This is a genomic window from Pelagibius sp. 7325, from assembly GCF_037652055.1.
GTDB lineage: Bacteria > Pseudomonadota > Alphaproteobacteria > Kiloniellales > Kiloniellaceae > Pelagibius.
This window is the reverse complement of record NZ_JBBKAH010000014.1, coordinates 1-20,400: the sequence shown is the minus strand read 5'-3', so window position 1 is coordinate 20,400 and position 20,400 is coordinate 1. Positions and strand designations below refer to the sequence as shown.

The following is a 20,400-nucleotide window of genomic DNA, read 5'->3' as shown; positions in this document are numbered from 1 at the left end:
CGCTCAGATGCGCGCAGCGATGCTCTTGGTCCGGCAATAGCTGAGCAGGCCTTCCAGCCCTTTCTCGCGGCCGAAGCCCGACTTCTTGTTGCCGCCGAAGGGCACTTCGATGCCGCCGGCGAAGTACTCGTTGATATAGACCTGACCGGCGTCGAGGCGCGCGGCAAGGCGGTGCGCCTTGGCAAAGTCGGCGGTATATACGCCGGCGACCAGGGCGTACTGGCTGTCATTGGCCAGGGCCAGCGCATGCTGGGCATCTTCGGCGATCTGCACTGTCAGCACCGGCCCGAAGATTTCCTCGCGCACCAACTCGTCGTCGGGCGCGCAGTCGTCGACGATGGTCGGCCGATAGAACCAGCCCTGGCCGCTCTCGGGGTCGGCCGTTTCCGCGCCGCCGGTGGCGACGTCCACGCCGCGCGCCCGCGCGCGGTCGATAAAGCCGGCGATGCGGCCAAGCTGCGTATCGGAATTCACAGGGCCCATCTGCGGCTCGCGCAGGGCATGGCCGAGACGCAGCGCCTCGGCCCGGCGGCAGAGGTCCTCGACGAACCCATCGTGCAGGGAGCGCTCGACGATCAGCCGCGATCCGGCCGAGCAGATCTGTCCCGCGTTCTCGAAGATCGCCCCCATGACGCCGTCAAGCGCCGCCTTGCGGTCACAGTCAGCCAGCACAATCACCGGCGACTTGCCGCCCAGTTCCAGCACCACCCGCGTCACGTTGTCGGCCGCCGCCTTCATGACGCCGATCCCGGTTGCGACCGAGCCGGTGAAGGTGACGTGGTCGATGCCCGGATGGGCGACCAGCGGCGCACCCGCCTCGGCCCCGGTCCCGGTCACCACGTTCAGCACGCCGTCGGGCAGGCCGGCGCGTTTCAGAAGTTCGGCCAGCAGCAGCGCCGTGAAGGGAGTCTGCTCCGCCGGCTTGGCGACCACCGCGCAGCCGGCCGCCAGCGCCGGGGCGATGCCGCGCGCCGCGGTGGAGATCGGAAAATTCCAAGGAATGATCTGCGCCGCCACCCCGACCGGCTCGTGCAGGCTGTAGCCCAGGTAGTCGGGGCCTAAGGGAAAAGTATCGCCCTGCAGCTTGTCGCAGGCGCCGGCGTAGTATTCGAAGGCCCGCGCGGCACCGCGCACGTCGCCCTCCGCCTCGGCCAGCGGCTTGCCGCTGTCGAGGCTCTCGACCACCGCAAGCCGCGCCGTCTCCTCGCGGATCAGTTCGGCCGCGCGCTGCAGGATCCGCCCGCGCGCCGCGGCGGGGGTGTCGCGCCAGGTCTGCTCGAAAGCCCGCCGCGCGCTGCCGACGGCGGCTTCCACATCGCCCGCATCGCCCCGCGCGAAGACGGCGAAGGGCGCCGCACGACCGGGATCGAAGCTCTCCATCGAGCGTCCGGATGCCGCAGTCGAGGAGGCGCCATCGATGAAATGGCCCTGCGGCAGGCCGGGCAGCGTACCGGCAGAGAGCGCGAGCGCGACGAGTTCCTGCTTGCTCTGCATCGCCTCAGCCGTCCTGCCGGCTGACCTGGTAGCAGGAGCGCGCCAGCCATTCGGGGCTCACCTCGACGCCCCAGCCCGGCTTGTCGGTGACCGTCACATGGCCGCCGTCGATGACGTAGGGATCCTCGACGAAGAGGCCGTCCTGCCAGGGGTAATAGTCCTCGCCCTCGATGGAGAACTCGAGGTACTTCCCCGCGTTCGGAATGGCGCGCAGCAGGTGCATGGTGAAGATCGTGACCATGGAGAGATTGGCGCTGTGCGGCGTGCAGGGAATGCCGGCCTTTGCCGCCAGTCCGGCGACGCGCAGCGTCATCGTGAGCCCGCCCAGATAGCAGATGTCCGGCTGGATGATGTCCACCACGCGGTCGGCGATCATCCGCCGCCAATCGACCGGCGAACAGTCCTGCTCGCCGCCGGTCACATCGATGTCCAGGGCGTCGGCCACCTGCTTGGTCTGCTCGTACTCCCAATAGGGACAGGGCTCCTCGTAGTGCGAGATTCCGTTGTCCTGCAGCATGTGGCCGATCTCGATGGCATGATTTGGCGAGAAGCCCGAATTGGCGTCGACCAGCAACGCCACGCCGTCGTCCATCGCCCGCCGCATGGTAGGCACGATCTCCTCCGTGCGGCCGGGCCACTCGTCGATGTCGTGGCCGCACTCGGCACCGATGCGGAACTTGAAGGCGTCGAAGCCGAAGCGGTCGCGCAGCCGCCCCAGGCGCTCGGCCTCGTCCGCCGGCGTGATGTCACGCTTCATCGAGGAGGCATAGGCGCGCAGCCGCCCCGGCGTGCCTCCGATCAGCGCGCAGACCGGCTTGCCTTCGCGCTTGCCGCGCAGGTCCCACAGCGCCGTGTCGAGCCCGCCGATGGCGCGGCGCAGGTAGGAGCCGGGAAACTTGTGCTCGCGCTCGGGAATGGTGTCGACCAGACCGTCGATATCGAGTGCGCTCTTGCCCAGCGCATAGGGGGCGACCTGGCGGTGCAGCACCTGCGCGGTGATGTCGGCATTGTAGGGCGCGACCTGCCCCCAGCCCTCGCTGCCATCGTCGGCGCGCACGCGCACGAAGCAGACGAACTGGTTGGCAAAGGTCTCGATGCTGGCGATGTCCATGACGGGCCTGGCGGGATGATTCCGAAAGCGGCGGCGCGGTATCTCAGCGGCCACGATAACCCGAATTGGACTTGATTTAAGGTCCATTGCCGCCGATCTTGTAGTCCAATTCGGCTGGGGATCAGAGACATGAAGACCAAAGCGGGGGCCCTGCTGTCGTCCATCCGCATTGACCGCGATACCGACCGCAAGATCAGCATCCAGCTCTACATGGGGCTGAAGGAGATCCTGCTGTCCGGCGGCGTGAACCCCGGCGAACGGCTGCCGGCCAGCCGCACCCTGGCCAAGGAGATCGGGGTTTCCCGCACCACCGTGATCGACGCTCTCGACCGGCTGACGGCGGAGGGGTTGCTGGAGGCGCGCGTGGGCGCCGGGACCTTCGTCAGCGCGGTGCTGTCCGGCCGGCGCGCGACAGCGCCCACCGCCGATCCGCGCTACGCCAGTCCGGCCGCGCCGCGCCTGTCCCATGCCGCGACCCACGCGCAGCGCCACTTCGCGCCACGCGCCTGGCTGCCGCACAAGTCGCAGGCCTTCATCACCGCCCTGCCCGCCCTCGACCTCTTCCCCATGGCGCACTGGGCGCGGCTTTCGGCTCGCCACTGGCGCACCGGGCGCGAGACGGTCATGGGCTACGGACACCCTTCCGGCTATCACGGCCTGCGGGAAGCCATCGCCACCCACCTGAACGCCGCCCGGGGCATCAAGTGCAGTCCTGATCAGGTGTTCATCGTCGCCGGCGCCCAGCAGGCCTTCTTCCTGATCAGCGCTCTGCTGCTCAACCCCGGCGATCCCGTCTGGTTCGAAAACCCGGGCGCCATCGGCGCGCGCAACGCCTTCGTCGCCGGCGGCGCCAGCATCGTGCCGGTCGCGGTGGACGATGAAGGCCTCAGCGTCGCCGACGGCCTCGGCAAGGCGCCGCATTTCCGCCTCGCCTTCGCCACGCCGTCGCACCAGCAGCCGCTCGGCCACGTCATGACGCTGCCGCGCCGGCTCGCGCTGCTGCAGGCGGCCGAGGACGCCGACGCCCTGATCGTCGAGGACGACTACGACGGCGAGTTCTACTACGGCAACCAGCCGCAGCCGCCCCTGAAGAGCATCGACACCCGGGAGCGGGTGATCTACGTCGGCACCTTTTCGAAGTCGCTGTTTCCCTCGCTGCGGCTCGGTTTCATCCTGGTTCCGCGCGGCCTTGTGAACACCTTCGCGGAGGTCAGCGCCTCCTGGCTAAGCGGCGTGCCCACGGCGACCCAGGCGATCGTTACAGATTTCATGAACGAAGGCCTCTTCGCCACTCACATCCGCCTCATGCGCCGGGCCTACAAGGCGCGGCATGACGCCCTGGTGGAGGCCATGGCGGACTTTTCGGATCGCATCGATCTGCGGCCGACCGCCAGCGGATTTCACACCGTCGGCTTCCTGCCGGACGCCGCCGACGAGGAACGCATCGTGGCCGAAGCCCGCGACAAGGGCATCGTCGTCGCCGGCCTGTCGCGCTACTGCGCCACGCCGGTCGGCCGCAAGGGGCTGGTCCTGGGGTTCGGCGGCGTCACGCCGGAGGAGATCAGGCGCGGCGTGAAGACCCTGAGAGCCCTGCCCGCTCTCGCCGGGTGAATCGCTCCGCCCCGATCGGCCCGACTAATTGGACTGCCCCTATATCGATAGTGGATATATTTCGCAGTCCAATGATGCCTTAGGCTTTTGCGATCATGTTGCCGGTGCGTCTGCCCGGACGACCGGTCTGAACCGGGAGGCACAGAATGAAAACAGGAAAATTGTCCGCGGTCTTGTTGGCCGCCACCTTCTTAACCGCGGGGGCCCCGGCCCAGGCCGAAACCCTGCGGCTGCTGACCTGGGGCGGCTATGCGCCCGAGGAAGTGATCCAGAAGTTCGAGGAAAAGTACCCCGACATCGATGTCGAGGTGACGCTTTCCAACAACGAGGAGATGATCGCCAAGCTGCGGGCGACCGGCGGCGCCGGCTTCGATCTCGCCCAGCCGAGCCACGACCGTATTTATGCGGCTCACCTGGAATACAATATCTACAAGCCGATGGACCTGTCGAAGATCGACACCTCGGTGATGGAGCCGAAACTGCTGGAAGGTGTGAAGGCCAACACCACCATCGAAGGCGAAGTCTATGCCGTGCCGCACCAGTGGGGCACCTCCGGCATCATGGCCGACAAGTCGAAGGCGCCCGAGATCACGGGCTGGGCCGACCTTTGCGATCCGAAGTACAAGGGCAAGACCTCCATGCGTCTGCGGCGCACCATCCTGTTGGGCACCGCTTTCGCGATGGGCGAGGATCCCTTTGCCGCCTATTCCGACCTCGGCAAGTATCAGGCAATCCTCGACAAGGTCGTCGACAAGCTGATCGCCTGCAAAGAGAACGTGAAAGCCTACTGGCAGGGCGGCGACGACCTGGCGGCCCTCATGCTGTCCGGCGAGGTGGTCGCTTCGGAGACCTGGGATTCGACGGCCTACAAGCTCTATAACCAGAACCCCAACATCGTCTTCGTTCCGCCGGCAACCGGCGCCCTGGCCTGGATCGACACCTTCGTGCTGCCGCGCAAGGGCGAGGCCGACGACGCCGCCTACAAGTGGATCAACTTCGTCCTGCAGCCGGAGATCGTGAAGATCATGTCGGCCAGCACCGGCGGTACCGCCGCGGTGAAGGGCGGCAAGGACCTGCTGCCCGAAGACAAGAAGGCCGCCGTGAACGCCGCGTTCACCGACGCGGACATGGCGAACCTGAAGTTCTTCGCCAACATCCCGCCGGGTGTCGAGGACATGGAAGGCAAGGCGCTCGAGAAGATCAAGGCCGCGACCGGCGGCTGATCGCTCGTGCTATAGTTCGGGACGCTGCCTCGGCCCAGGGCGCCGGGGCAGCGTCTCTTCATCCCGGCATCCTCGGTCCAGTTCGCAGCATGGCTTCTTCATCTGATTTCGACCTCGAATGCGTTGAGGTCTCGAAGAGTTTCGGACCCGTCCGCGCGGTCTGCGACGTCTCCTTCGGGATTCCCAGCGGCTCGTTCTTCTCCATCCTGGGACCCTCGGGCTGCGGCAAGACCACGCTGATGCGCATGATCGCCGGCTTCGAGGAGCCGTCGTCCGGCGACATCCGCATCAAAGGGAAGTCGGTGGTCGACAGGCCGCCGAACAAGCGCAACGTGAAGATGGTGTTCCAGCACCTGGCACTGTTTCCGATGATGAACGTCTACGAGAACATCGCCTACGGTCTGCGCTGCAACGGCACCGGCAAGGACGAGATCAGGCGCAAAGTGACCGACGTCCTGGAGCGGATCGCCCTGCCGGACGTCGGCGAGCGCGCGATCCATCAGCTTTCCGGCGGCCAGAAGCAGCGCATCGCCATCGCCCGCTGCATGGTCCTGGACCCCGACGTTCTGCTGCTCGACGAACCCCTGGGCGCGCTGGATCTGAAGCTGCGCGAGGCCATGAAGATCGAACTGAAGCTGCTGCAGCACCAGTTCAACACCACCTTCGTCTACATCACCCACGACCAGTCCGAGGCGCTGGTCATGTCCGACCACGTCGCGGTGATGAACAATGGCCGCTTCGAGCAGATCGGTACGCCGCAGCAGCTCTACCACCACCCCGCCAGCGCCTTCGTCGCCGGCTTCGTTGGCGATGCCAACCGCTGGACGGGCCGCGTCATTGAGGTCGCGGGCGGCAGCGCGCGCGTCGAAACCGCGGCGGGGCTCAACGCCCTCTGCACGCTCAGCGCCGGCCAGGTCTTGCGTCACGGCGAGACCGTCGAGATCTTCGTGCGACCGGAATTCATTCGGGCCGAACGAGCCGCCGGGGCGCCCGCTGCCAGCGGCAATAGCCTGACGGGCACCGTCGACAGCCTGCTCTTCAACGGCGCCAACAGCCGTGTCCTGGTGCGCTCGGACAAAGCCGAGCTGATCGAGGCCGACGTCACTCTGACCGGCGGCAGCGAGGACCTGAAGCCCGGCGAAGCGGTCCGGCTTTCCTGGGCCGCCGAACAGGCCAAGTGCTTCACCCGGCAAGCGGACGGCCGATGAACCAGAGCGACATCAAGCGGCTGTCGCTGATCCTGCTGTTCGCGCCTTTTGCGCTGTGGATCCTGCTGCTCATCGTGCTGCCGCACATCGGCATGGGCGTCATCGCCCTGCGCGAGAAGGTCGCGCCGCGCGTCTACGAATTCGGCTTCGGCAATTTTCTCGAGTTCCTGCACGAGCCGATCTACTGGAACACCCTGCTGCGCACCGGCGGCTTTTCTCTGCTGGTGACCGCGCTCGCCCTCGTGATCGGCTTTCCCATCGCCTATTACATCGCCAAGATCGCCGGCCCGCGCTCGCGCGGCGCCCTCTTCCTGGTTTGCCTCATCCCGCTGTGGGTGAGCGACCTCATCCGCGCCTTCGGCTGGATCCTGCTGCTGCGCGAGACCGGCGTGATCTCGGGATTGCTGCAGACGATGGGCCTCATCGACGGCCCGATCGAGCTGCTCTACAACGACGCCACCGTGGTGATGGGTCTCGTCTACACGGTGATCCTCTTCATGATCGTGCCGCTGGTCTCCACCCTGGACGGCATGGACAACGCCATGATCGAGGCGGGTTATAACCTGGGCGGCAACGGCCTGACCGTCCTGCGCCGCATCATCATTCCCTATGCCATGCCGGGCATCGTCTCCGGCTGCATCATCGTCTTCATGCTCACCGCGGGCGCCTACCTGACGCCGATCCTGCTGGGCGGCAAATACTCGAGCTGGTTTACCGAGACGATCTATCAGCAGTTCATCACGCGCTATAACTGGGAATCCGGTGCCGCATTCGGCTTCCTGCTACTCGGCTTCACCTCCCTGGTGGTCTGGATCGGCCTGAAGCTGTCCGGCCAGACCTTGGCCGGCACCGTGGCGAAGAGCTGACGGGGACGGGGGCGATGCTCAACAGGAACAGAAACTGGGGTTTTCTGCTCGGCTACCGGCTCTACGTGCTGGCGTTCTTCGTCTTCCTCGCGGCGCCGCTGGTCGCCGCCGGCACCTTCGCCTTCAACGACTCGCAGTTCCCCTCTCTGCCGTGGCAGGGCTTCACCCTCGACTGGTTCTTCAACGACACCGAGCCCAAGCTCGGCATGTTTCACGACCGGCGCCTGCTGCGCGGCCTCTATTATTCCTTCGTTATCGCAGGTTGCGTGTCGCTGCTGGCGGTCGCCGTCGGCACCTGCAACGCCTTTCTCTTCGTGCGGCGGGAGTTTCCCGGCAAGAACTTCCTCTACATCGTCATGATCGTGCCGCTGGTCATCCCCGGCGTCATCCTGGGCATCTCGATTCTGCTGCTCGCCAGCAGCGTCGCCAACTGGTTCGACGACAGCCTGGGGATCGACCTCGGCTTTCTGCGCCCGGGCCTGTTTCTGGTGGTCATGGGCCAGTTCTCCTTCATCGCCACCATCGCTTCCCTGGTCATCACCGCGCGGCTGAAGAAATTCGACGCGGCGATGGAGGAAGCGGCGCTCAATCTCGGCGCCAGCCGCCTGCGCGTGCTGGCGACCATCACGCTTCCTTTCCTGCGCCCGGCGATGATCGCCGCCGGGATCGTATCCTTCCTGGTCTCCTTCGAGAACTTCAACACCACGCTGTTCCTGGTCGGCTCGGAATCGCCCCTGACCATCACCATGTTCGACCGCATGGCCAAGGCCGGCTCCACACCGGTTCTGAATGCCGTCTCCTTCTGCCTCATCATCGGCTCCGGACTGCTGGCCCTGCTCTCAATCGTCATCCAGCGCGACCGCACCACCGGCTGAACCGCCCCCGCCATGGATCGCTACGACTACATCATCGTCGGTGCCGGCTCGGCCGGCTGCGTACTGGCCGCCCGCCTCAGCGAAGATGGACGCAAGCGGGTCCTGCTGCTGGAGGCCGGCCCCGACGACCGCCGCTTCTGGATCCAGGTGCCGATCGGCTACGGGCGGAGCTTCTACGACCGGCGGGTCAACTGGATGTACATGACCGAGCCGGTCGCCGCCCTCGACGGACGCCCGAGCTACTGGCCGCGCGGCAAAGTGCTGGGCGGCTCCAGTTCGATCAACGCCATGGTCTACGTGCGCGGCCAGCCGGAGGACTACGACGGCTGGAAGGCGGCCGGCAATCCCGGCTGGGGCTGGGCCGACGTCCTGCCGCTCTACAAGCGCATGGAGAGCCACGCCTGGGGCGAGAGCGAATGGCACGGCGGCAGCGGCCCGCTCGGCATCGCGGCGCCCACCACGGAGCTGCATCCGATCTGCCAGGTCTTCCTGCGCGCCTGTGAGGAGGCCGGCCTGCCACGCAACCCGGACTTCAACGGCGCGAAGCAGGAAGGTGCCGGCGCCTACCACCTGACCATCAAGGACGGCCTGCGCATGTCCGCCGCCAGGGCCTACCTGCGGCCGGCGCGCCGGCGCGCCAACCTGCGCATCGAGACCGGCGCCGAGGCGACGCGCATCCTCTTCGAGGGCCGCCGCGCGGTCGGCATTGAATACCGCCAGGGCGGACACAGTGTCACCGCGCGCGCCGGCGCCGAGGTGATCCTCTGCGCCGGGGCGGTGAACACGCCCAAGCTGCTGCTGCTGTCCGGTATCGGCCCCGCCGAGGAGCTGCAGGCTCTCGGCATCGCCCCGCGCGTCGACAGCCCCGCCGTCGGCCGCCACCTGCAGGACCACTTCGACGTCGGCCTGATCTATCGCACCACCGTGCCGACCCTCAACAACCAGCTCTATCCCTGGTGGGGCAAGGCCTGGGCCGGCATGAACTACCTGTTGGCACGCCGCGGCCCGCTGGCCCTCAGCCTCAACCAGGCCGGCGGCTTCTTCCGCAGCCGGCCGGACCTCGACCGGCCGAACATCCAGCTCTATTTCTCGCCGCTCAGCTACCTGAAGGCCCCACCGGGCACCCGGCCGCTGATGAACCCGGATCCCTACGCCGCCTTCAACATGAGCATCTCGCCCTGCCGGCCGACCAGCCGCGGGTTCCTGCGCCTGCGCGCGGCCGACCCCACGGACAGCCCCGAGATCCACCCCGGCTATCTGGACACCGACCAGGACCGCCAGGACGTCCTGGCGGGACTGCACTTCCTGCGGCGCCTCGCGGCGACGCCGGCGCTCAGCGCCCTGATCGCCGAGGAGATCCGGCCGCGCCCCGACGGCGACGACGACGAGAGCCTGCTCGCCTTCGCTCGCGGCCACGGCGTCACCGTCTTCCACCCGGTGGGCAGCTGCCGCATGGGGATGGACGCCCGCGGCTGCGTCGTCGACCCCGCCCTCAAGGTTCACGGCATCGACGCCCTGCGCGTCGCCGACGCCTCGATCTTCCCCACCCTCACCTCTGGGAACACCAACGCGCCGGCCATGATGGTCGGTGAAAAGGCGAGCGACCTGATCCTGAACCGGGCTTAGAAGCCGAGGGCGTCGCGCCAGCGGTAGAAGGCGACCGAAGCGGGCAGGAACCACGGCCTGCCGCTGTAGAGAGGCCGCGTCGGAAAGCCGATGCCGTCGAAGGCGCTGCGCCCTTCGGCACGGCCCAGCACTTTCTGGCCGGCGCGCATGCCCAGATAGCTCGCCATGGAAACGCCCGAGCCGCAGTAGCCCATCGCATAGTGGACGCCATCGCGTGTACCCGCGTGGGCCAGGGAGTCGAAAGTGTAAGCCACGAAGCCCATCCAGGAATGACTGATGCGCACCGCCTCCAGTTCCGGAAACAGCCGGACGACTTCACGGCGCAGCAGCACCCCGCTGTGGCGCGGATCCGTCTCGCCGCTGGTCACCCGCCCGCCGAAAAGAATCCGGCTGCGGTCCGGCGAGGCCCGGTAGTAGTAGACGACCTTGCGGCTGTCGCTGACGATGCGCTCGGTCGGCATCACCCGGTCCATCACCGCCTTCGGCAAGGCCTCCGTCGCGATCATGTAGCTGCCGATGGGGATCACCCGGCGGCGCAGCCAAGGTGTCGGCGATCCCGTGTAGCCGTTGGTGGCGACGACCACGTCGCGCGCGCGCAGGGTGCCCCGCCGGGTGGTCAGCCGATGGCCGGCACCGTCGCGCTCGATTGCGGTCACGGCGCAGTGCGGCACGACGCTGGCACCGGCCGCCAGAACGCGGTCGAGCAGGCCCTGGTGGTAGCGGCCGGGATCCAGGCAGGCGTGCTTCTCGTAGACCACGCCGCCGTGATAGAGCTCGGTACCCAACTCACGCTGCTGCTCGGCGCGCGGGACCGCATGGGCCGGAACTTCCAGGCCCTTGGGCTGGTTGGCGATGGCGCGTGCCAGACGCTCGTAGTGGCGCGGGCTGTGGGCGGCGTGAAAGCGGCCCGGCACCTTGAAGTCGCAGTCAATACCCTCGGCCGCCACGAAGTCGCCGATCCAGGCCAGGGCGCTGTGGCCTTCCTTCAGGATGGCAAAGGCCGCCTCGGCCCCGTGGCGGCGCGCCAGGGTCTCGAAATCCGGCTTCACCGAGGTGCTGATCTGGCCGCCGTTGCGCACACTGCAGCCCCAGCCGGCGTCCGCGGCGTCGATCACTACGGTCGAGCGGCCCGCGCGGGCAGTCTCCAGGGCGGCGCAGAGCCCGGTGTACCCGGAGCCGACGATGGCGACGTCGGCGGTGGCCGGCAGCGAAGTCTGCTCCAGCTGCGGCCTCGGCGAGCGCTCCCACCAATAGGGTGCCGCCTTGAAGTCGGCGGTGAAATGGTCTTTCAAGAAATTCCCCGTGTTTCTTCGGTCCTGACGTATCGAATCTTGCAGGAACGTGTTCTGCGGTTAAGGGCCATTCTCACCGGCTACGCAGTCCACCTCGCTCGTCGGCGGTCCTTTGCACGTCACCGGGTTGCGCCACGCCAGGATGCGGGCAGCGGCAGGATGTAGGTCGCGCCGGCCCCGGCACTGTCGTAGACCTTTGTCGCCGCGTCCCGCAACGCGCGGACCCGGTCGAAAGCCGGCCAGGGTCGATCCTGCAGGCTCGGGGGGCGTTCGAAAAAGTCCTCAAAGAGGATCAGGCGGCCGCCCGCCGCTGCGGTCTCCTTGATCAGGGCGTGCAGAAGCAAATTTTTGAAGTCGCGGCCGCGGGTGAGGACACGCAGCTGCGACAGGTCGTCCTGCCGCAGGCTGTCAGCCAGCTTAGGTGCGTCGTTCACGGAGATCAGCGCAATTTTCGCGCGGGAGAGATAGCGCAGGGTTTCCACCAGCCCGGCGTTGCCCGCGACCACCACCAGATCCCGCGGCTCGGCCTCGGCGATGACCCAGGTACCCTTTACCCGGTCGTACTCACCGGCCGGGTCCTGAACCAAGGCCATACCGCCCAGGGCGTTGTGCAGGAAGAGGACGGTTGCAAAGCCGGCGATCCAGCGGCCCGCCCCCCGGGCGCAGTAGGGCTGAACCACCAGGACCGCCAACAGCAGCACCAGCGGCGGCAGCAGCACGATCCAGGCCTCCACGCCTGCCGGGTTCAGGCGCCCGACGATGGCGCCGTTGGCCGCAACCCACGCCACCAGCGTCAGCACCCGCCGGTCGCGCAGTGGCGCCAGGGAGAGCGGCCACAGCTTCACCAGCAAACCGGCGGCCAGGACGATCAGAAGCAACAGCGTGGCAAGCGGCAGGTAGGCGAGCGCGCCGGCCCGCTTGGCCAGGAAGATCTCCTCGGTGATGACGTTGTAGGAGAACGCCCGCTGGATCACCCCGGAAACCGGGTCGAATGCGAAGATCCAGTTGGCCGACGCGATGTCGTGTCCGAGGGCGAAGGCCGCGCGCACCAGGGAGACGGCCACGGTGCGCAGCGACAGCGGCGGCACGATGAACTCACCCGACCGCTGCGACATGAAGGTTATGAAGCCGGCCAGGCTGGGCGCACCTTGCCAATAGACCAGAAAGCCGATCGCATAGCCCGTGCAAACGACGACGCCCCCGGCCAGCAGGTAGCCGCAAAGCGCGGCGATGTGGGACCGCCGCGCCAGCAACAGCGGAAAGGCGAAGTACAGCGGAATAACGCTCGGCTGATAGAAGAGGATCGCCAGGCCCGCCAGCGTCCCCCACCCCGCCGCGGCCAGCGCCGCTTTCCCGCCCCCCTCTTTCCCGTCCGGCCTCACGCCGATATCACGGCCGAGCGCCGAGAGACCGCGGAAGATCAGCAGGATCAGAAAGATCGCCGGAAGATAGACCTCCGCTTCCGCCGCGTAGCGCCAGAAGCCATAGCAGCTGGCAAGGATCGCTCCCGCGGCGAGAGCCACCGTCGGGCCGAGCTTCAGGTCGGCGGAGGCGATGCGGACGATCAGCAGCAGCGATCCGCCGGCCGCGAGCGCCGATACGGCGCGCATGAGCCCGAGGGCGCCGAGATCCAATCCCACGGCCTGACTGCCCAGGAACAACAGACGCATGGCAGCGTGGTAAAGCATCAGCCGCGGATCCGACAGCCGCGCCAGGTCGAAGTGCTCGGCACGATAGGCAAAGGCGTAGACGTCGTCGGTTTCGCTGAGATTGCCGGCCGCCGTCGCCAGGTAGAAGGCGACCAGCAGCAGGAAGCAGAACATGCTGGCGCGCCACTCGCCGGCGGCCAGCGCCGCGGCCAGGCGGTCAGGGCCGCCACTCCCCATGCTCGGCTTCCGGGGCGTCAGCGCGGTCACGAGACGGCCGCCAGGGAAACGTGATGCAGGGGCTGCCGCGCTTGCAGGGCATCGATGAAGCCACCGGTCGGCATGACGCGAAAAGTGTCTCGGTAGGCCGCCAGCAGGCCTTCCAGGAAAGCCGCCTTCTGCGCGCCGCTGCGGCGCATCCCCGGCAGGTAGTCCAGTCCGGGGCAATCGTCATGACCGATCACATCGGTGAGATGCAGCAGCAGCGACGGCGGCACGCCGCGCAACCGGCAGAGGCCGAGCGACGCGCGGAAATAAGCCCGCGCCAAGCCGGGCGAGCGGTCGGCCAGGTGGTGCAGATAGGTGCCGTGAAACGGCAGCCGCAGGATCGGCATCGTCGTCACCGGCACTTCCACGAGCGCGCCTTTGGGCAACGACCAGCGAAAGGGCCGCAAAGGCTGCCAAGCCTCCGCGAGACCGCCGTAGGCAGGCTCGGTGCGCGGCGCGCCGGACGCCAGGCGCGACATCTGCCGGCGGTGATAGGAACGCGCGAGCGCGCCCAGGCTGTTCGGGAAACTGGACGCATCGTAGGCATAGCCGCGCCCGACGAGCACCTCCAGCATGCGCGGCGAGACCGCGAAGGCCGGCCCGCGGAAGCCGTGCGGCCGTTGCCCCGTTGCCGCCACGATCGCGTTTTCCGCTCGCGCTATGTCGTCACCGATGCGCTCCGGCGCCCACCGCAGCATCTCCGGATCGTGGTCGTAGGAGTGGTTTGCGGCTTCGTGCCCCGCCCCCACAGCCTCGCCGAGCAGCCCGCGGATCGATGGACGCTCGGCATCCCGGCCGATGATGAAGAGGGTCAGCCGCAGGTCGAGCCGGTCCAGAATCGCGAGGATCCGGGGCAGCGCCCGCTCGGCGAAGGACGGATAGTCCTGCCAGCCGGCAAGGCCGAAGCTGCGCTGATAGCACCAGAGATTGTCCAGATCCAGCGACAGCGTCGCCGCCGGCTGCGCTCTCGTCCCGGCGGTCATCGCGCCGCCGCTCCCGCCACGGCCGGCTGCGACAGCAGCATCGCCGCCGCTTCATTGGCGAGATTCACCGTCTCGTTCACGCTGAGCGAGGCATTCACGATCTGGGCGGAGTTGACGATGAAAAGGCCGGGCAGCGCGGTCGCCATCGGCGGCAGCCGATCGCTGTAGTCGAGCGTCGAGAGCGCCAGGACATGGCGCGTCCGTGTCACCTTGAAGGCCGTGATCTCGTCGCGCTTGAGGTCGGGAAACATGCGCATCAGCGCCGGCAGGAAGCGCGCCTCGATCTCGTCGTCCGCCACGTCGAGCAGCGGGTCGTCCGCCGGCAGGTAGCGCGGCAGGTAGACCAGATGCTTTCCCCCGGTCAGCGCGCGGTCGACCAGCGAGGTCATCTCGATCACCGTGGTGAAGGGAATGCTCTCGTCGGTGATATAGGTCAGGTAGGCGCCGCCCAGCGGCCGTGTCAGCAGCAGGGAGGCGCACACGATGCCCTGGTACTTGATCGCCGCATGCCGCGCGCGCTCGTCGGCACTCAGCCCTTCGCAGGCTTGCAGCGCGATGGGCGCCGCGCAGGTGTTGACGACACGATCGAAGCGCTGAACGCCTTCGCCGGTTTTGACCGTCAGGCCGCCCGGGACCGGCCCTACAGAAGTAACCGGCGCGTTGACCTGCAGCGTGACGCCTGCGGCTTCCAGCCGCTGCAGCAAGGCCTCGAGGATGCGTCCATAGCCGCCGGGAACGTAGCCGAACATCTCCTTCTGCATGCCGCCCTGCCGGGCGCCGTAGAAGCGCCGGATGACCGACCAGATGTAGGCCGCTGACGCCTTGCTTTCGTTGCTGCCCAGCTTGGACCGCAGCAGGGGCTGCCAGAGGTTGCGATAGGTGGCCTCTCCCGACAGGCGTGTCAGCCAGGCCGCGGCGCTGAGCTTCTCCAGCGGACGTCCGTCCTCTATGCGCGAGGCGTAGAGGATGGTCGCGGCAAGGCGCGCCTTGTCGAGCGGACCGAGGGTTGGCAGCCGAAGGTAGTCGAACACATTGTTCAACGGGTGCATCGACCGGCCGGTGTAGAAGTTGGTCCGGGTGACTTCCCAGCGGATGTCCCGCTCCAGGCCGAGTTCGGTAAGCAGGCTCCGCAGGCGGGCATCCGTCTGCATGATCACGTGGTAGTAGCGGTCCCAGACGACGTCGCCGACCCGCCAGGCGGAGGCGAGGCCGCCGAAACTCGGCGCCGCCTCGAACACGGTGACGCGCTGGCCGGCCTGATGCAGGCGGAGCGCCAGGGTGAGCCCCAGCATGCCGCCGCCGACGACGGCCCAGCGGCACGGCGCCTCCGCCATGTCGGGCGCCGGTTGCGCCGCTTCACGTGCGGTCATTGTCGGCATAGGAGATCTTCATCTCAGCGGCGGGCAGCGGCAGCGGCCGGCCCAGCCAGCGCAGCCGCGCCAGCCTGACCGCCAGCTTCAGGTGACCGGCCATGGTCCGCACCACCTTGATCTTCGAACGGCCGAGCAGGCGCGTCTCCAGGACGGCCGGGAACTCGACGATGGTGCAGCCCGCAAGGTCGAGGCGACCGAGAATCTCCGTCACACCGCAGAACCCCGGATCGTAGGCGGCGATATCCTGCAGCACGCTGCGCCGATAGATGCGAAAGCAGCTCGTATAGCTCGTCAGCTTGCTGCGGAAGACGCAGCGGTGAAGAAAGGCCGCGCCGCGCGACAGCAGCGATCGCCAGGCCGGCACCGCCTGCATCACCCCCTGCGCGTGCGCCGGCGACGCGACGACAACGTCGACCGCGTCGGTCATCATCGCCATCATCTCGAGCAGCTGTTCCGGCGCGAAGGTGCAGTCGGCGTCGAGCGCCGCCACATAGTCGCCGCGCGCGTGGCGAAACCCGGTGATCAGGGCCGCGGCGATGCCCTGGTTCCGCTCGTGGCGAACCAGCTTGAAACCCTGCTCGCCGCCGAAGTACGCGCGCAGCAGCTCCCAGGTCGCGTCGCTGCTGCCGTCGTCGACCAGCACATAGTCCAAGTCGAACAGCGGCGCGCTCTTCTCGGCGAAACGCCGCAGGGTCTTCTGCAGGTAGCGCAGCGTCTCGGCTTCGTTGAAGCAGGGAATGACGAGGCTGAGGCGCGCCCGGGCGGCAGCGGCCGGAGCAGCCCCCTGCCCCGCCGCGCGCACTGCCGGTCCCGCTTCCGCCAACGGCTCGACCGCGGCCGGCGCCAGACCCAGATGATCGGCAACCGAGGTGAATGCGTAGCGCGCCAGATAGGAGCGGATCCTGTCCGGCATGTGTTCGAGATTGCGGTAGTGCCGGAGGCGTTGCAGCAGGGTCGCCGCCGCAATACGGGGCTGCCCGGCCTCCATCTCCCAGCTGTGGAAATAGAGCACCAGCGGCTCGGCATGGGACGACACCCAGCGGTCCACGCGCGGCCGCACCAGCCAGTCCGGCAGCTGCCGCAGGTAGTTGCCGCCGCTCAGCAGCAGCGGCCGTCCCAGCAGGGAAAGACCCGACGGCGGCACCTCCCACAGGCTGCCGCCGGCCGTGGCATGGCGGTGCACAACGGCGCCGGCACGGTCGCCACCGACGGCGCGGCAGCTGGAATCGTAGGCGAAGCCCTCTTCTGCCAGCACATTCAGCGCCCAGAGATCCTGCGGGCCGATCCAGCCGCGCCCGATCCTGAAACCGCGAACGGCCTGTCCCGTCGCGTCCTCGACCGCTCGCCGCGAGCGCTTGACATCGGCCCGAAAATCGTCAGGGGACAGTTCACCGATGGCGTGGTGAAAATAGCCCTGACAGGCTACCTCATGCCCGGCATCGGCGATGCGGCGGAGGATCTCCGGGTGGTTGTCGGCGATCCAGCCGCAGGTGAAGAAGGTGGCACGGTTCCCGGTCTCCTCCAGCAACGCCAGGACTCTCTCCGCGTCGCGCTGCAGGTTGGTTTCGAAGCGGTCCCAGTAGCCGCTCGGGATGAGCTGGCTGAAGGCGCCGACCTGGAAGTAGTCCTCCAGGACCACGGTCAGAATGTGACGCCGCCCGCCTTCCGCTTCGCCGCTCATAGCAGCGCGCCCACGCGTTTGGCCGGCACGGACAGATAGGCGGTGATGGCCTCGGCAATCCGGGCGGGACTTTCCGTATCGCCGAAAGGATTGCGAACCGCCGCAACCGTCGCCATCCAGCTTTCAAGAGCCGGCCTGTCGCTCAGCAGTTCGGCGAGCTGGCTGGGCCATTCTCCCGCCATCTTCGCGACCCCGCAGGCGACCACTTCCGGGCGCTCGGTCGTGCTGCGCAGGATCAACAGCGGTTTGCCGAGGCTGGCCACTTCCTCCTGCACGCCTCCGGAATCGGAGACGACGAGCCAGGCGGATCGAAGCAGGTGCAGGAAGGAAGCGTAGTCGAGGGGGGCGATCAGGCTGATGCGTTCCACCGCGCTGAGTTCGGCTTCGATGGTGCGTTTCACTTCGGGATTCAGGTGCACCGGCACGATGAGCGCGACGTCCGGGTGCTGCTCGACGAAAGCGCGCAGCGTCCGGAGGTTCCGCGTCAAGGTCGCCCCCAGGCTCTCGCGGCGATGCGTGGTCAGGACCATGGGCTTCAAGCCCTCGATCTGCGCCAGCACTTCGGTGATCTCACGGCCCGCGCCGTTGTGCCGCAGCGTGTCGCGCAGCGAGGCCACGATCGGATTGCCTGTCACGACGATATCGCGCGCGGCAATGCCCTCGGCCAGCAGCGCGTCGCGATTGCCGAGAGTCGGCGCGCAATGCAACGCGGCAACCTGGGAGATCAGCCGCCGGTTATCCTCTTCCGGGTAGGGGTTGGCACGATCGCCGCTGCGCAGGCCTGCCTCGACGTGGACAACGGGCACCGCCCGCATGCGCGCCGCCAGGGCGCCGGCCAGCGCCGTGGTGGTGTCGCCCTGCACGACAACCAGATCCGGCACCACCTGCCCGATCACCGGATCGAGGGCCGCGATGGCACGCGCCAGCAGGCTGCCCAGCGATTGGCCTGGCAGCATGACGTTCAGCTCGTGGTCCGGCTTCACACCCATCAGGTCGACGAAGGCGGGCAGCAGATCGGCCTGCTGCGCGGTCGAGACGAGCGTCACCGGCAACTCGTTCCGCGCAACGAGTTGGCGCACGATGGGTGCGAGCTTGATCATCTCCGGTCTCGTACCGGCGACAAGCATAACGCCCCCCACAGCGGCTAAGCGTGTGGTCATGTACCCCTGGCCCGAAATTCTGACGCCCGCGTAGAATATACCCTGATTGAGCCAAACCATGAAGCGCGCACAAGGCTCATGGCGCCGGCAGGCGCCCTGCGTCGGGTTGCCCCTGCTTCAAAGCCGGTTGGATACTGGGCTTAAATGGTTAACTGAGGATTTCCGCCGCTTACGGCGCCACGCCGGACCAGGCAATGAAAACTGCTGCCGCTATCATTCCGCCGCCTCGATGGGCAGTTCGAGGCCGCTGGCGCGAAGTTCCCCTCGCACCCTTTCCTTCAGTTTTTCAAGACCTGTGGCGTCGGGCGCCTCGCAGCGGACCACCAGGATGTCCTGGGTGTTCGACGCCCGCAGCAGCCACCAGCCGCCATCCTGGGAGACCCGGACACCATCGATATCGTTCAGCACGTCACCGGCGGCGATGAGACGGCCCTTGATCTCCTCCACCACCGCCCGTTTGCGGTCCTCGGGGCAAGGCACCCGGATCTCCGGCGTGTTCACCACCGGCGGCAGGGAATCGCGGAAATCGGCGAGGCTCTCGCCCGAGGTCTGCAAGATCGACAGCAGCCGCACCGCGGCGTAGAGCGCGTCGTCATAGCCGTAGTAGCCGTCGGCAAAGAACAGGTGGGCGCTCATCTCCCCGGCCAGCGGCGCCGCACGCTTTTTCATTTCTGCCTTAATGAGGGAATGGCCGGTGCTCCACATCAGCGGCACGCCGCCGGCGGCCCTGACGCCGTCGAACAGCACCTGGCTGCACTTCACGTCGGCGATGATGGTCGCCCCCGGGTTCCGCTTCAGGACGTCGCGGGCCAGCAGCAGTAGGATCTGATCGCCCCAGAGAATACGGGCCTGGGAATCGACGACCCCCAGCCGGTCGCCGTCGCCGTCGAAGGCGATGCCGAGATCGCAGCCCTCGGCGAGCACCACGGCCTGCAGCTGCCGCAGGTTCTCGGGCACCGTCGGGTCGGCGTGGTGATTGGGGAAGTCGCCGTCGATGGTTTCGTTCAGCAGGATGTGCGCGCCGGGCAACTGCGCCGCCACCGCGGCCATGGCCTCTCCCATGGCACCGTTGGCGGCGTCCCAGGCGACCTTCAGGCGACGCTCGCCGGCGACGGCCTCCAGGATGCGCGCGACATAGGCATCGAAGACCGATATCCGCTCGACCGTGCCGGTACCGTATTCGTAGTCCGCCGTCGCCGCGATGGCGCCGAGTTCCTGGATGTCCTCGCCGAAGAACGGCGCCCCCTGCAAGGTCAGCTTGAAGCCGTTGTAGTCCGGCGGGTTGTGCGATCCGGTAACCATGATGCCGCCGTCGACGCCTTGAGTGTGGGCGGCGAAGTAGAGCATCGGCGTCGGACCCCGGCCGATCTCGACGACGTCGATGCCGCTGGCGGCAAGCCCGCCGGCCAGCGCTTCCGCCAGCCGCGGCGACGAATGCCGGCCGTCGTAGCAGACAGCCACCGAGCGTGCGCCGCGGCGCCACGCCAGGGTCCCGAAGGACCGTCCCAGCGCCTCGGCATCGGCGGTGTCGAGCGTCTGCCCGACCACCCCGCGGATGTCGTATTCGCGCAGGACCGAGGGGTCGAAGCGGTGCGGTGCGGCGCGCGGCACGGCCGGATCGGCGAGTATCATAGTGCCTCTATCATAGTTTCCGGCTGTCAGGCCCCCCGGGAGAGCCACCAGCTAAACCAAATCCGGCCGACTCTGCAACGACTTGCAGAAACGAGCCCGGTTCCCCGCGCCGCTCCATGGTTAATGCCGCCTCCCGGTCGGGGGGCAACCCCCACTATGCTAACCCCAATGAAAGGCGTGACATTTCCCCTGCCCCCAGGAATGCTGCCTGCATGATCGGCCTGCGGACGGGCCTGTCCCACCTGCAGCAATTTTTCGGAAGTTAAGGACCGTCGCCGTTATGGACCATCTGGACGCACTGGAAGCGCAATCGGTTTACATTCTGCGCGAGGCCTACGCGCGGATCGAGCCC

Annotated in this window: 15 protein-coding genes; 6 read left to right on the top strand and 9 right to left on the bottom strand. The window is 67.6% G+C overall.

The window, feature by feature from the left end; translation table 11 throughout:
* Positions 1 to 3 precede the first annotated feature (3 nt).
* Positions 4 to 1,494: an aldehyde dehydrogenase family protein gene (locus WDC82_RS23675; protein WP_340119894.1), complete on the bottom strand. Its 1,491-nt coding sequence runs from the start codon at positions 1,492 to 1,494 to the stop codon at positions 4 to 6.
* Positions 1,495 to 1,498: 4 nt separating this feature from the next.
* On the bottom strand, positions 1,499 to 2,605 hold the full coding sequence (locus tag WDC82_RS23670) for a mandelate racemase/muconate lactonizing enzyme family protein (protein ID WP_340119893.1): 1,107 nt from the start codon (positions 2,603 to 2,605) through the stop codon (positions 1,499 to 1,501).
* Between the two features lie 129 nt (positions 2,606 to 2,734).
* Between WDC82_RS23670 and WDC82_RS23665 the strand changes: the two genes are divergently transcribed.
* From WDC82_RS23665 to WDC82_RS23640, 6 genes are all read left to right on the top strand, one after another.
* Positions 2,735 to 4,216 (top strand): PLP-dependent aminotransferase family protein, encoded by a 1,482-nt coding sequence (locus WDC82_RS23665; RefSeq protein ID WP_340119892.1) that lies wholly within the window; start codon positions 2,735 to 2,737, stop codon positions 4,214 to 4,216.
* Positions 4,217 to 4,362: 146 nt separating this feature from the next.
* Positions 4,363 to 5,439, top strand: coding sequence for an extracellular solute-binding protein (locus WDC82_RS23660; RefSeq protein WP_340119891.1), 1,077 nt, complete (start codon positions 4,363 to 4,365; stop codon positions 5,437 to 5,439).
* An 89-nt stretch (positions 5,440 to 5,528) separates the two neighbouring features.
* Positions 5,529 to 6,647, top strand: a complete 1,119-nt coding sequence (locus WDC82_RS23655; protein ID WP_340119890.1) for an ABC transporter ATP-binding protein — start codon at positions 5,529 to 5,531, stop codon at positions 6,645 to 6,647.
* Positions 6,644 to 7,513 carry an ABC transporter permease gene (locus WDC82_RS23650; RefSeq protein ID WP_340119889.1) on the top strand — a complete coding sequence of 290 codons (870 nt, stop codon included), beginning with the start codon at positions 6,644 to 6,646 and terminating at the stop codon, positions 7,511 to 7,513. The genes WDC82_RS23655 and WDC82_RS23650 overlap by 4 nt, the downstream gene beginning before the upstream one ends.
* Before the next feature lie 14 nt (positions 7,514 to 7,527).
* Positions 7,528 to 8,388, top strand: coding sequence for an ABC transporter permease (locus WDC82_RS23645; RefSeq protein ID WP_340119888.1), 861 nt, complete (start codon positions 7,528 to 7,530; stop codon positions 8,386 to 8,388).
* Between the two features lie 12 nt (positions 8,389 to 8,400).
* Positions 8,401 to 10,014: a GMC family oxidoreductase N-terminal domain-containing protein gene (locus WDC82_RS23640; protein WP_340119887.1), complete on the top strand. Its 1,614-nt coding sequence runs from the start codon at positions 8,401 to 8,403 to the stop codon at positions 10,012 to 10,014.
* On the opposite strand, the gene WDC82_RS23635 is transcribed toward WDC82_RS23640, so the two are convergent.
* The 7 genes from WDC82_RS23635 to pgmG form a co-directional block, all read right to left on the bottom strand.
* Positions 10,011 to 11,306, bottom strand: a complete 1,296-nt coding sequence (locus tag WDC82_RS23635) for an FAD-binding oxidoreductase (protein ID WP_340119886.1) — start codon at positions 11,304 to 11,306, stop codon at positions 10,011 to 10,013. The genes WDC82_RS23640 and WDC82_RS23635 overlap by 4 nt on opposite strands.
* 119 nt (positions 11,307 to 11,425) lie before the next feature.
* A complete protein-coding gene (locus WDC82_RS23630; protein WP_340119885.1) occupies positions 11,426 to 13,192 on the bottom strand; it encodes a hypothetical protein in 1,767 nt (588 codons plus the stop codon).
* Between the two features lie 26 nt (positions 13,193 to 13,218).
* The gene (locus WDC82_RS23625; RefSeq protein WP_340119884.1) at positions 13,219 to 14,202 is read right to left on the bottom strand and encodes a polysaccharide deacetylase family protein; all 984 of its coding nucleotides are present in this window, start codon (positions 14,200 to 14,202) and stop codon (positions 13,219 to 13,221) included.
* Positions 14,199 to 15,572, bottom strand: coding sequence for an NAD(P)/FAD-dependent oxidoreductase (locus tag WDC82_RS23620; protein WP_340119883.1), 1,374 nt, complete (start codon positions 15,570 to 15,572; stop codon positions 14,199 to 14,201). Before WDC82_RS23620 ends, WDC82_RS23625 begins: the two co-directional genes overlap by 4 nt.
* Complete coding sequence (locus tag WDC82_RS23615) at positions 15,559 to 17,256, bottom strand: glycosyltransferase (protein ID WP_340119882.1); 1,698 nt, start codon at positions 17,254 to 17,256, stop codon at positions 15,559 to 15,561. Before WDC82_RS23615 ends, WDC82_RS23620 begins: the two co-directional genes overlap by 14 nt.
* Complete coding sequence (gene wecB, locus WDC82_RS23610; RefSeq protein ID WP_340119998.1) at positions 17,253 to 18,383, bottom strand: non-hydrolyzing UDP-N-acetylglucosamine 2-epimerase; 1,131 nt, start codon at positions 18,381 to 18,383, stop codon at positions 17,253 to 17,255. Before wecB ends, WDC82_RS23615 begins: the two co-directional genes overlap by 4 nt.
* 246 nt (positions 18,384 to 18,629) lie before the next feature.
* On the bottom strand, positions 18,630 to 20,048 hold the full coding sequence (gene pgmG, locus WDC82_RS23605; protein ID WP_340119881.1) for a phosphoglucomutase/phosphomannomutase PgmG: 1,419 nt from the start codon (positions 20,046 to 20,048) through the stop codon (positions 18,630 to 18,632).
* Positions 20,049 to 20,400 lie beyond the last annotated feature (352 nt).

Coding starts and splice junctions, on each gene's coding strand:
- WDC82_RS23675 (WP_340119894.1), bottom strand. CDS start 1,494: ATGCAGAGCAAGCAGGAACTCGTCGCGCTCGCGCTCTCTGCCGGTACG.
- WDC82_RS23670 (WP_340119893.1), bottom strand. CDS start 2,605: ATGGACATCGCCAGCATCGAGACCTTTGCCAACCAGTTCGTCTGCTTC.
- WDC82_RS23665 (WP_340119892.1), top strand. CDS start 2,735: ATGAAGACCAAAGCGGGGGCCCTGCTGTCGTCCATCCGCATTGACCGC.
- WDC82_RS23660 (WP_340119891.1), top strand. CDS start 4,363: ATGAAAACAGGAAAATTGTCCGCGGTCTTGTTGGCCGCCACCTTCTTA.
- WDC82_RS23655 (WP_340119890.1), top strand. CDS start 5,529: ATGGCTTCTTCATCTGATTTCGACCTCGAATGCGTTGAGGTCTCGAAG.
- WDC82_RS23650 (WP_340119889.1), top strand. CDS start 6,644: ATGAACCAGAGCGACATCAAGCGGCTGTCGCTGATCCTGCTGTTCGCG.
- WDC82_RS23645 (WP_340119888.1), top strand. CDS start 7,528: ATGCTCAACAGGAACAGAAACTGGGGTTTTCTGCTCGGCTACCGGCTC.
- WDC82_RS23640 (WP_340119887.1), top strand. CDS start 8,401: ATGGATCGCTACGACTACATCATCGTCGGTGCCGGCTCGGCCGGCTGC.
- WDC82_RS23630 (WP_340119885.1), bottom strand. CDS start 13,192: ATGGGGAGTGGCGGCCCTGACCGCCTGGCCGCGGCGCTGGCCGCCGGC.
- WDC82_RS23625 (WP_340119884.1), bottom strand. CDS start 14,202: ATGACCGCCGGGACGAGAGCGCAGCCGGCGGCGACGCTGTCGCTGGAT.
- WDC82_RS23620 (WP_340119883.1), bottom strand. CDS start 15,572: ATGACCGCACGTGAAGCGGCGCAACCGGCGCCCGACATGGCGGAGGCG.
- WDC82_RS23615 (WP_340119882.1), bottom strand. CDS start 17,256: ATGAGCGGCGAAGCGGAAGGCGGGCGGCGTCACATTCTGACCGTGGTC.
- wecB (WP_340119998.1), bottom strand. CDS start 18,383: ATGCTTGTCGCCGGTACGAGACCGGAGATGATCAAGCTCGCACCCATC.
- pgmG (WP_340119881.1), bottom strand. CDS start 20,048: ATGATACTCGCCGATCCGGCCGTGCCGCGCGCCGCACCGCACCGCTTC.